Genomic DNA, 11421 nt, shown 5'->3' with positions numbered 1-11421 from the left:
GACGGTGTTTTCAGTCGGCTCAAAATTCTCGAAATCCATGTGGAGTAGGGGACGATACGAAAAATGAAACGCGTATGGACAGGAACGGCAATAACGCTTGCTGTAATCGGGAGTGGACTTATTTTGTTTGCTGGAGGGCAGCGAACTGAGCCACAAGAAAAGTGGAGTTTGCTTAACCATAAGGTGGAGCAGGCTTTGGCGATAGAGTCGCAGCCAATTGAGTCACAGCGCAGCAGTGAGTATGCCCAAGGAAATCATGCTGTAAAAGAGGCTTCAGACCAAGCTGAACGCAGTGCGAATGACGAAGCTGTTGACAATGTGAAGCATAATACTAAGCAGAGTTCTACGGGTGTATCTGCTGATATGAGTGAAAACTCTGAACACTCCATGGCGGGGAATTCAAGTACCGTAAAGCAGTCAGATGTTGCGGACTCGAGATCAGACACAGATGTTGCCAGTTCGAATGCTGCAACGACGAGTAGGACAAATACGGTGAATGATTCGGCTACTCCATCCGTTTCCGGTGAAAAAAAGGTGAACATTAACACAGCGACTGCTGCCGAGTTAATGGAGCTGCCGGGAGTTGGGGCTAAAAAGGCCGAGGCTATTTTGAACTATCGTAATCAGCACGGGCTGTTCAAACGTGTGAACGATTTGGATCATGTAAAGGGAATCGGAGCTAAAATGTTAGCGAAAATGAAGCCGTATGTTAGCTTATAACTTATTTAAGTTTACGGTGTAGGCTTTGAGAGTGGCTGTAACGGATATGTTTTACGTTTAACTTGTTTATACGGGAGAGATGGAAATGAGTGCAGATGTACGCAAGGACTGGGACACCTATTTCATGGATATCGCTTATATGGTATCCACCCGCTCGCGCTGCTCGCGGCGTCATGTTGGAGCCGTACTTGTGCAAGGTAAGAAGCTATTGGGGACGGCCTATAATGGAGCACCATCCGGGGTACCTGACTGTTCTGAGGCAGGCTGTATGATCTCGGAGGAATATGAGGTCGTTCACCGTGATGGACGGGAGGAAATGGTTAAGAAGCAGCGTTGTATTCGCACTATTCATGCGGAGCAGAACCTGCTGCTGTTTACTGACCGGATTGACCGTGAAGGCTCCTCAGTATATGTCACCGACCAGCCGTGCTGGACGTGTGCCAATATGCTGGCGAACAGCGGCATTGTGGAGATTGTATATCACCGACCTTATCCAAAAGATGCCGACAAGGTTCGAGCTATGATGGAGGAAAAGGGAATCGCCTTTCGCATGCTGGAGACTTATCATCCACCGCAGGAAACGCTGATGGATGTTAAGGATTAAATAATAACGAGGAAGAACCTCTGACAATGTTATTTTGTCAGGGGTTCTTTTTTTGTTTTGTGTGTTGACAGAAAGCAATGTTTGCTAATGGGAAGGTGATTGTATTCAAGCCCAACTTGTGTTTACTAGGCCTATATTAAGCCTCACTGTTTGTTGGATTATAGGAAGTGCGGGAGCGTGTCTGTATTCGGGACGTATACTTTTGGTGCTGTGGGCGGGAATTACTCTGGGTTTCCCGCTTATAGCTTTATTGATGAAAATTCCTATCCGACATATGGTATTGCTATGGATTGCATTGAGTGGTGGTGGATTTCATTGGTTTTGGCATGATACGCATAACGTGAGCAGTATTCCTGGTGCACTTCATGTATCTTCTTCTGTCATAGAAGACATGCCTGTTCAAGCAGCAGGGTTTATTGCTTCAGAAGTTGAGATTGATGGTGATCGTGCGCAGTTTGAGATGAGAGTTACTTCAATTCATCACTTTGCTAGTCATTCCAATAAGGATGAACATCGGGGGTCTATTTCTGAACAGGTCATTGTTCATATCAAGTTGGCTGCGAAGCAGGAACAGCAACTTGCGGCAGCATGGCAGCGTGGGGATGCAATCCTGCTGCGTGGCAGCTTAAAGGCACCAGCAAAAGCGGGGAACTTTGGTAGCTTTGATTACAGTGAGTACCTGCACACGCAGGAAATTCACTGGCTTATCAAGGGGGCTGGAGTCGCCTCGTTACAGAGGCAGAAGGCTTCACTGTGGAACCGCTACACATTATTGAGATGGAATGATCAGCTTAGAGAGCAGCTAGGTCAAAAAATGGAATCTGCTTTTACATCACTTCTTCACGCAGGATATATGAAAGGTCTGATACTTGGGGTTACAGATGAGCTGGACCCAGCAACGTATAATGAATTTACGCAGCTTGGTTTAACGCATATCTTGGCGATATCAGGTATGCATGTGGCGGTATATGCGGCCACATTATTATATTTACTCAAGCTGTTACGAGTTAGCCGTGAAACCTCCCTTACGATTGTGATGGTACTGATTCCGGATTATGTGCTGCTGACAGGTGCTTCTCCCTCTGTTGTAAGAGCAGGGATTATGGCGATGATCGGCTTGTTTGCAGCTCGGCGAGGGTTGCTCAAAGACGGACTTAATATTTTAAGTATATCTGCGTTGCTTATGCTGCTATGGAATCCATACTACCTGCTTAGCGTCAGCTTTCAGCTTTCCTTTTTGGTGACAGGTGGGTTGCTCATATATATGCCGCTTATGAAGCCGTTTTTCGCCAAATGGCCCCTCCTGATCGGTGGTGAAGTTGCGATCACAATCACGGCACAGCTTGTTTCGTTTCCAATGACGGTGTTCTACTTTAATCAATTTTCGATATTATCATTTGCGGCTAATTTTTTACTTGTCCCCCTAATTACATATATCGTGCTTCCACTAGGTACGGTGGCAATGGGAATGGCCTTTTTATGGGGGGAGGGGGCTCGCATCCTTGCGTGGCCAGCGGAGCAATTAAACGATCTAACCTTTTCGCTTGTGAAATGGATGAATGTGGATGATGCTTATGTGAGTATTTGGCCGTCTTCTTCTATTCTGTGGGTTCTGGCGTATTATGCAGCTTTGTACAGCGTTCTGTACTGGCTCAAAACATGGTTGATATCTCGAAGGCAAACAGGCGACATTTCCGATGTGAAATCTAATCCCATAGCTTCACCTGTGCATACAGGACTAGCGGCTTCTGCCGAGTGGGCGGCTATTTTGCAAACGGATCATGAACCGAAGGGTGCAGGGAAATTTGCGCATCGACAGTGGGATGGATATTGTCATGCGGCACTCGCTTTAAGTGGTATTGCCTGGCTTGGCATACTATGTATAGGGTACCAATCTCCTAGTGAAAGAAACACGGGAGTTGTTCAATATCTGGATGTGGGTCAAGGTGATAGCATTTTAATTACAACGCCGGGAGGAAAACATATTTTGGTAGATGGCGGGGGTACGATGGACTTTGCAACAGGGAAAAATGCTTGGCGCAAGCGTACAGATCCCTACGAGGTTGGCGCGGATACGATTGTCCCTTTGCTAAAGCAACGTGGGGTGCATCGGCTGGACGCTGTCATTTTAACGCATGGAGACCATGATCATGCCGGAGGACTACAGGCTATATTTGACCAGATTCCCGTAACCACCTTGTTTTTTAATGGTACCCTAACAGACAAAGCTCCATTTCGAAAGTTGTTAAACACGGCTTTGAACAAGCAGATCAAGCTGTACGGTGCACATCATAGTATGGAGTGGGAACCAGACCGGGATACGACAATTCGCTTTCTCTATCCGTTTAAGCTGGAGGAGAACGAATCTGGGCAGTTGCCTGTTATGAAGGAACAGAATCATTATTCCGTTGCCATGATTTTAGAGATGGAGGGGGTCTCGTTTTTATTCACAGGAGATATGGATGATGCCGCAGAGTCGCTGTTGCTTTCTGAATTAACCCATTCTTCATCCCATGTGAAAGCTCAGGGAGCAATAGGAGCTGCAAGGAAAGCTGTAGACGTTATGAAAGTGGCACATCACGGAAGTAAGTATTCCACCTCGGAAGAGTGGTTGTCCTATTGGCAGCCGAAAGTATCCGTCATTTCAGTTGGTGCAAGCAACACTTATGGACATCCGAATCAAGCAGTATTGGAACGTTTGGCGGAGGTTGATTCTGCCATATATCGAACAGATACAATGGGAGAGGTACAGATTCGTGCGCAGCAAGGGAAGCTGAGTGTTCGGTATCAACGCAGACGTGAACAGACGAATTCAAAATGATTTTGTTAAAATCATCTTCAACTACAAAAAAGCAGGCTTGTAACAGCCAAGAACCTGCCTGCCGTTAAATCAGATAAGGTATATCAATTCTTAATCGACGATTTTTATTTTCAAGATCCGATTGCTCTATCTTATCGATTACAACTCATATCTGATTTTCTGATTTCTAAGAAGTGACAAAATGTTTCATGCAGTTTAATAGGTCTAGTATTTAGATGTATGTAGGGGCTGAGGGAAGGTGACTACCTTCCCTTTTTCTGTTATTCTAAGGGAGGATACAATGGGGATTCTGGGCATTTTGTTATAATTTTTTTTATTGAAAAAATAAAATTAGCGTCAGACGTCTATCCTGCAACAATTTGCAAAAGGGATACGTCTGTAATATTGCAGGGAGAGGGGGATCCTTTGTGGTAGAGCAGGGACTCATCCGAGCCGCTCAATCGGGCGATCGCGACGCTCTCATTACCCTATTAAGAGAGATAGAACAGCATGTGTACCGTACGGCATATTACATTCTAAATAATGAGCAGGACGCCATGGATGCTTCACAAGAAGCCCTCATACGAATATATTCCAAAATTAATTCTTATGAGGAAAAAGCACAGTTTAAAACCTGGGTCCAGCGCATTGTAACGAACATATGCATCGACAAATTCAGAAGAACAAAGCCTTCGGTTTCCATTGACGAGCATGACATGATATTTAACGACCCCCAAAACGTGGAGGTTGAGGTGTTAACCTCTTATATGGCACAGGATGTTCGTGAGGCTATACAACAGCTCCCGGAACACCACCGGACGGTAATTGTCCTGAGATATTTGCAGGATTTCTCTTATAACGAGATTGCCGATTCTCTGGATTTGCCGCTAAATACGGTCAAGTCATACTTGTATCGTGCAAGACAGCAATTGCAAGGGCTACTTCAGGAATATCAGAAAGGTGGTGTATCAGGATGAAGTGTGGAGAAGAGGTGATGGATTGGATGCAGCGTTATGTGGATCATGAACTGGGCGAAGAAGAGACGTCCCAATTAATGAACCATATTGCGACTTGCCCGGACTGTGCGGAAAAATTTCATATTCTTCAGACACTCTCTCGCGAGCTGGAGGAATTGCCTGCGGTTTCCCCGGCGTTCAGCCTGGTGGATTCCATCATGCCTCAGCTTGATGCCATTGACCGCGCACGTGAAGAGCAGGGAAGCGCGCTTCAGGAAATGCAGCCTGTGGCTGCTGATCCAGAGTCTGGAGCAGGGCCTAGACAACGTACTAAGCCTGTACCTTGGTGGAACCGGGTGGGAGGGCGTGCTGCCATGGGCGTGGCTGCCGCTGCTGTTGTACTGGGGATTGTAGTATTCAACTTCGAGCCTAAAACCGTGCAGGATGCGGAAGGTATACTTACATCCCAGTCACCCGAGGTGACAAGCCAGCAGACTCAGACGGAAATTCCAGGTACGACCAATGGGAGTGGAGGACGTGATGCAGCCATTGGAGCGGAATCGACCAAGCAGCCATCTGAACAGGGACAAGGTGCTGATTCCTCACTGACACCTGCAGATAAGGAACCTGACCTGGGCAACCAGGGAACAGACAGTTCAGATAGCGAAAAGAATCCTTCCAAACAGGATGCTGGGAAGGTTGATGACCAGCAAGCTGGCGAGGAACCTTCAACAAAGTCTGCACCGACTAAGCATTCATCCCATCAGGATGAAAAGCAGGGACAGCCGAACGTCGATCGTCAGGCGACAAAGGATGACTCGCCTGCAGATGCTCCTACATCCGATGACAAACAGCTAAAACAGAAAAAATCTGATCAACCCACGATTGCTCCTGATGAACAGCTGGATCCGAAAATGGAAAAGGCACCTTTAGCGGGTACGAGTACCGCTCAGGAGGATAATAGCGATGATACAAGTACAAATGATGCATCTTCGTCGCTTAGTCAGGAATTAAAGGTACAGAGTCGAATTGCCTCAAATGAAACTTCGAAAGATGCGACATCCAAAAGTGTCACCAAGGATGCGGGGAACTCTTTAGGGGCGGATAGCAGCAATGCCGATTCTAATGATCAGCAATCATCTGTGTCACAAGACCCGGTTCGTAGAGAAGGCTTTGTATCTAATTCGCTGGTCTCTCCGGACAGTAATAATACTTCCACCTATAGTGCCCAGTCGGCCTCTACAGATCAGTTCAACTCGCCTGATGGTAGCTATGCGGTGGCTATTGAGGGCAAAAAGCTGAAAGTGTATAAGCTTTCCGATAACGGTGTAGACCGAACAACACTGGAAGTCCGTACTCTGAAGGGTGCCTGGGTCAAAGGAAGCTGGTCAGATGACAGCCAGACCTTTATGTATGAGACAGAGCAGGATGGGACTGCAAGTAAATATACGTACACCGTTCCGCGTAGCACTGGAAAATAGTTTCCGTAAGTTGCACACTTTTTAGAAACAGAGAATAAACTATATGAACCGACGTCGTATCCCGACGGCCGAAAGTTTCTAGAGCTTTCTGCTGCCGTGTTGATATAGATGGTGGTGAAGGGATTCTGCCTAAAGGTGGGATCCCTTTGTTTGTGTCATGACTTGCCTTCCGGTCAGATGTCAGGTACGATCAGTGGGTGGGGGGAACGGAAAATGGATGTAAAAACAGCCTCTAAGGCTATTCGTAAAGGTGATATTTCGCCAGTGTATCTGTTATATGGCAATGAAAAATATCAAATGAAGCAGTTTGTTGAGATGCTAAAAGAGAAGGTGGTGGAGGAGGAGCATCGTGACTTCGCCATTAGTTCTTATGATTTAACCGAGACGCCAATTGAGGTGGTTGTAGAGGACGCAGAAACAGCGCCTTTTCTGGTGCCAAAGAAGCTAATTATTGTACGGGATACCAGTGTATTTGCAGCAGGCAAAGATAACGGCAAAATAGAGCACCGTCTTGAGACGCTGTTGACTTACATGGATAACCCGACTGACTATAGCGTCATCGTTTTTACGGTTCAGGCTGAAAAGTTGGATGAACGGAAAAAGATCGTCAAGAAACTGAAAAGTGATGCCTCAGTTATTGCTTTCGCCCCTATGGGTGGAGATGATCTTGTGGGTTGGGTCCATAAGCGTGCAGCAGAAAGAGAAGTGCAGTTGGCAGCAGGAGCGGCTGAGAGACTCATTCAATACACGGGTGTCGGGCTTCAATCCTTGGCAGCCGAGATAGATAAGCTGTGCTTGTACGCAGGAGCGCAGGGAACGATCTCATCCGCTGACATTGAATCCCTTGTGCCTCGTAATACAGAGCAGAACGTATTTGCGATGGTCGAGGATCTGGCTAATTTGCGGCTGGATAAGGCGCTCAGTATTTTTTATGAATTGCTTAAGCAAAAAGAAGAACCCATCAAGATAGCAGCTTTGATCACACGGCAGTTTCGTATTATGTTGCAGGTCAAAGAGCTGGCAGGTCAAAGCTATTCTCAGCAACAAATTGCGAGTCAGCTCAGCTTGCATCCTTATGGGGTGAAAGTTGCAGGGGATCAAGCACGACGCTTCCGTTCTGAGCAGCTGCGCCAGCTTCTCTATGAACTGGGCGAACTGGACTATCATATGAAGACAGGTGTCGTTGACAAGGTGCTGGGACTGGAACTGTTTTTAATGAAAATGGGGGCAGGCGCTTCAATCTAATCTCATAAAGTTATAAACTAAAAAATCCTGATCAGCCAAGGCTGGTCAGGATTTTTTCATTAACGTATAAAAGTAGCTCGTGCTTACGCTTGAGCTGTAAGAGCGTTAAGTTTTTTCGCCAAGCGAGATTTCTTGCGAGCAGCTGCATTTTTGTGGATCAGACCTTTAGTTACAGCCTTGTCCAGCTTTTGGGAAGCCACTTTGAAAGCAGCAGCAGCAGCTTCAGCTTCGTTACCTACCAACGCTGTATCGGCAGCTTTAACTGCTGTACGAAGCGCGGATTTTTGGGAAGCGTTCAACGCACGGCGTTTGTCGCTAGTTTTAACGCGTTTGATAGCGGATTTGATGTTTGGCATTACATTCACCTCCTGTAAAGGCATTACTTATGAACACAAACGTTTCACAACTTAAAATATTTTAGCATGCCACACCCCAAATTGCAATAAGAAAACATTCTAAGACGATGCAAATTACAGGATGAAAATGGATGTGCATAAACCTGTTGGGTGTCTCGCACACTATAGCCAGAGATGGTATATAAGGAGGTTTAACAGATGGATCTGGATTTGCAGAAGTATGCGGTACGCACGGATTTGGCATTAGAGGCAAGAGAGCTGGCAGAACGGAATCAGACTGTCCCGCTGACGGGTATAAATGAGAATGTGGAGGAAGATAACGGGATTAAAATTACGCGGCTGGATGTATTAAATGAGGAAGGAGCCAACCGTATTGGGCGGGTACAAGGGCATTACGTTACGCTCGAAGTACCTGGCTTGCGTGAAGGCGACACTGGACTCCAACAACGGGTAGCCATTGCCTTTGCAAAAGAAATGGAGCATTTTATACAAAAAATAGGGATCTCTAAGGTGGCAAGGGTGCTGGTGGTAGGGCTGGGGAATTGGAACGTTACTCCTGATTCGCTGGGTCCGCTTGTCGTTGAAAATTTAATGGTCACCCGTCAATATTTTGAACTGACACCTGATCAGATCAACCCTGGATATCGGGATGTGAGTGCGATTGCGCCGGGTGTTCTTGGTATCACGGGAATCGAATCCAGTGAGATCGTTCAAGGTATTGTGGACCGCACAAAACCAGAGCTGATTATTGCTATTGATGCTTTGGCGTCACGTTCACTGGAGCGTGTCAATACGACCATCCAGGTGGCGGATATCGGAATACATCCGGGTTCAGGTATTGGCAACAAGCGCCGCGGTATCACCAAGGATATTATGGGGGTTCCGTGTATTGCTATCGGCGTTCCAACGGTATGCTATGCTTCGACCATCGTCAATAATGTAATCGAACTGATGAAAACGCATTTTACCAAAGAAAAGGCTTCTACCAAAGTAATTCTGGGAATGTTGGATGATATTTCAGAACCTGAGAGACTCGGGCTGGTGAGAGAGGTACTTCAACCGCTGGGGCATGATTTGATTGTGACTCCAAAAGAGATCGATGAATTTATTGAAGATATCGCGAATATCATTGCGACCGGTTTGAACGCAGCTCTACATGAGGCTGTTGATCCCGACAATGTCGCCGCTTATACGCATTAATGAAAGGCTAGCAAAACCATCTTTCTAAGACACGACAGAAAATCTCTATTTAACAGGTAGCCTATCTCTTTCAAAAAGGGATGGGCTTGTCCTGTAGATAGAGATTTTTGTGTTCTAGTAATTGTTCTCCGTTCATAGAGTTGAAGTATAAGAGATTTCCGAAACAGATAGGAACCCTGTGTTCTGAATGTAATAAGCGGGTTTCGACGGGACGAAGGAGGACAAGGCTCACATGAAAAAAATTCAGACCTGGAACGTCGGAAGATGGAGAAGAAAAGGTATCGAAATTTTGGCAATGGGACATACGCTTGTGCTGCTCATCATGGGCTCGGCGCTTTTATTTGTCGTTTTGGGACTAGGAGGGCTGGCAGAAAATCGTTTGCAAACTTCTCCTGTTTCTTCGATGAAAGGATTGGCAGGCTCGGTGTCCAGCGGTTTTTTCGCGGATATGCTAGGTATGGAGGTACCTCATTTGGCACAAAAAAAACAGCATTCTTCGTTGTCGGGTGAACAATGGTCGCCATTTGTTTTTCAGATGCTTACAGGTATTAATCCGCAAGATCCCAAAAGTCTCATTTCTCGTGAAATTCCTGGCATGGCTGCTGGAGCGCCTGTCTTGCTGCGCAAGGGTTCGGGGAACATCAAGGTAGAGGGTCCTACGGATTATCAGCCTGATCAGGGAACGACAGATACCCCTGGGAGCTCAAACGCAGCTGAGAACCCGCCGTCTACTACGCCGGATATTCCGACAACACCGGAAACAGACCCTGCACGTGAGGATGATCCAGGTGATGCCGCCAAAGGGGAGAAGCGTATATTAATCTACCATTCTCATCCCAGAGAAGCATATAATCCATTACTGAGCAAAACCAGTTCCAACCCCAATTCAGGCTCTAAGTCAGCTAATGTATCAAGGGTAGGAGACTTTGTAAAGAAGAGACTGGAAAAGCAAGGGATATCTACACTGCATGTAAACAAGGATTATGCCACCACAGTTCAAAATTACAATTGGAACTACTCCTATAAATATTCACGCACAACAGTCAAGGAGGCTTTGGCTCAAAATAAAGGTTTAACTTATCTGCTCGATATTCATCGTGATTCCCAACGTCATGGAAAAACAACAGCCACGATTAATGGACTTTCTTATGCCAAAGTGTATTTTATTATCGGACATGACAACAAAAATTGGCGCAAAAATGAAGCTTTTGCTGCTCGCATTCATGAAAAGCTGGAAAAATCATATCACGGCGTATCGCGCGGTGTATGGGGAAAAGATGGCGGCAAAGGAAACAATGGTGAATACAATCAAAGCTTGTCTTCTCATAGCATTTTGATCGAAATCGGAGGGATTGACAACACCGAGGAGGAGTTAAAACGAACTTCTGACGTTCTGGCGGACATGATCAGTGAAGTGTATTGGGAGGATCAGAAAGCACAGAAGGCGGGTACCAACGTATCTGACACCAAAAAGAACAACAGCGGTAATTAAATAAGGTAGCAGTTAGGGGGGGATATAATGACCGGACATTTTCGTAAAAAAGCGCTTGGATTTGTGCTTCTGATCGGAGCAGGCGTATTACTTGGCATGCAGCTGGCAGGCTCTGGCCTGCGCTCAGTCTATGGCCCGGAATGGGACGAGAATCCAGTTTCATCGGTGAATCAACAGAAAGTTGATTATGAGCAGACGGTGATTGAAGATACCCCGGCAGCTAATGCCCGAGCGTATAATCGTACGTATAATACAAGTGGAAAGGTCGAGTTTGAGCCACAAACGGACACGAATGAAGGAAAAACAAACGAACGAAGTGAGGAGCAGACCGCACGCTGGACACATGAATGGGATACGAAGACTGCTCAGAATGACAATATTCGGCAGGGCCTAGAGACGCCTCGTGAGCTGCTAGCCGTAAAGGCGCAGCAGGCTTCGGTGGATACCATGGCCGATAAAACGGCTGGGCTGCTTCAAAACCTGTCAAGACAAGGTATTCGCTGGGTTGTATCTGTATTTGACGGGGTAACAGAATAGAAATATTGCTGCCCCCCCTTACAACTGCTA

The 11421-nt window shown here is 46.3% G+C and carries 10 protein-coding genes; 9 read left to right on the top strand and 1 reads right to left on the bottom strand.

Going from position 1 to position 11421, the window contains the following annotated elements; all coding sequences use genetic code 11:
• Positions 1-63 precede the first annotated feature (63 nt).
• From MKX36_RS16700 to holA, 6 genes are all read left to right on the top strand, one after another.
• The gene (locus tag MKX36_RS16700; RefSeq protein WP_340865048.1) at positions 64-720 is read left to right on the top strand and encodes a ComEA family DNA-binding protein; all 657 of its coding nucleotides are present in this window, start codon (positions 64-66) and stop codon (positions 718-720) included.
• An 85-nt stretch (positions 721-805) separates the two neighbouring features.
• Positions 806-1324 carry a deoxycytidylate deaminase gene (locus MKX36_RS16695; RefSeq protein WP_016821629.1) on the top strand — a complete coding sequence of 173 codons (519 nt, stop codon included), beginning with the start codon at positions 806-808 and terminating at the stop codon, positions 1322-1324.
• Between the two features lie 202 nt (positions 1325-1526).
• Entirely contained in the window at positions 1527-4145 is a 2619-nt protein-coding gene (locus MKX36_RS16690) for a ComEC/Rec2 family competence protein (RefSeq protein ID WP_340865046.1), read from the top strand.
• A gap of 407 nt (positions 4146-4552) precedes the next feature.
• Positions 4553-5101, top strand: coding sequence for an RNA polymerase sigma factor (locus tag MKX36_RS16685; RefSeq protein WP_013311184.1), 549 nt, complete (start codon positions 4553-4555; stop codon positions 5099-5101).
• On the top strand, positions 5098-6561 hold the full coding sequence (locus tag MKX36_RS16680; RefSeq protein WP_340865045.1) for a zf-HC2 domain-containing protein: 1464 nt from the start codon (positions 5098-5100) through the stop codon (positions 6559-6561). The genes MKX36_RS16685 and MKX36_RS16680 overlap by 4 nt, the downstream gene beginning before the upstream one ends.
• 213 nt (positions 6562-6774) lie before the next feature.
• Positions 6775-7806, top strand: a complete 1032-nt coding sequence (gene holA / locus MKX36_RS16675) for a DNA polymerase III subunit delta (protein WP_193189783.1) — start codon at positions 6775-6777, stop codon at positions 7804-7806.
• A gap of 83 nt (positions 7807-7889) precedes the next feature.
• On the opposite strand, the gene rpsT is transcribed toward holA, so the two are convergent.
• Positions 7890-8162 (bottom strand): 30S ribosomal protein S20, encoded by a 273-nt coding sequence (rpsT, locus tag MKX36_RS16670; RefSeq protein ID WP_013372187.1) that lies wholly within the window; start codon positions 8160-8162, stop codon positions 7890-7892.
• A gap of 198 nt (positions 8163-8360) precedes the next feature.
• Here rpsT and gpr point away from each other — a divergent pair, with 198 nt between their 5' ends.
• The 3 genes from gpr (at position 8361) to MKX36_RS16655 (ending at position 11391) form a co-directional block, all read left to right on the top strand.
• On the top strand, positions 8361-9362 hold the full coding sequence (gpr, locus tag MKX36_RS16665; RefSeq protein ID WP_031461814.1) for a GPR endopeptidase: 1002 nt from the start codon (positions 8361-8363) through the stop codon (positions 9360-9362).
• A 232-nt stretch (positions 9363-9594) separates the two neighbouring features.
• Complete coding sequence (locus MKX36_RS16660; RefSeq protein ID WP_102998831.1) at positions 9595-10854, top strand: stage II sporulation protein P; 1260 nt, start codon at positions 9595-9597, stop codon at positions 10852-10854.
• Positions 10855-10881: 27 nt separating this feature from the next.
• Positions 10882-11391 (top strand): hypothetical protein, encoded by a 510-nt coding sequence (locus MKX36_RS16655; protein ID WP_016821622.1) that lies wholly within the window; start codon positions 10882-10884, stop codon positions 11389-11391.
• Positions 11392-11421: the final 30 nt, after the last annotated feature.

Source organism: Paenibacillus sp. FSL W8-0439 (assembly GCF_038008995.1).
Taxonomy (GTDB): Bacteria; Bacillota; Bacilli; order Paenibacillales; family Paenibacillaceae; genus Paenibacillus; species Paenibacillus polymyxa.
The sequence above is the reverse complement of the archived record's forward strand: the minus strand, read 5'-3'. Positions and strand labels throughout refer to the sequence as shown.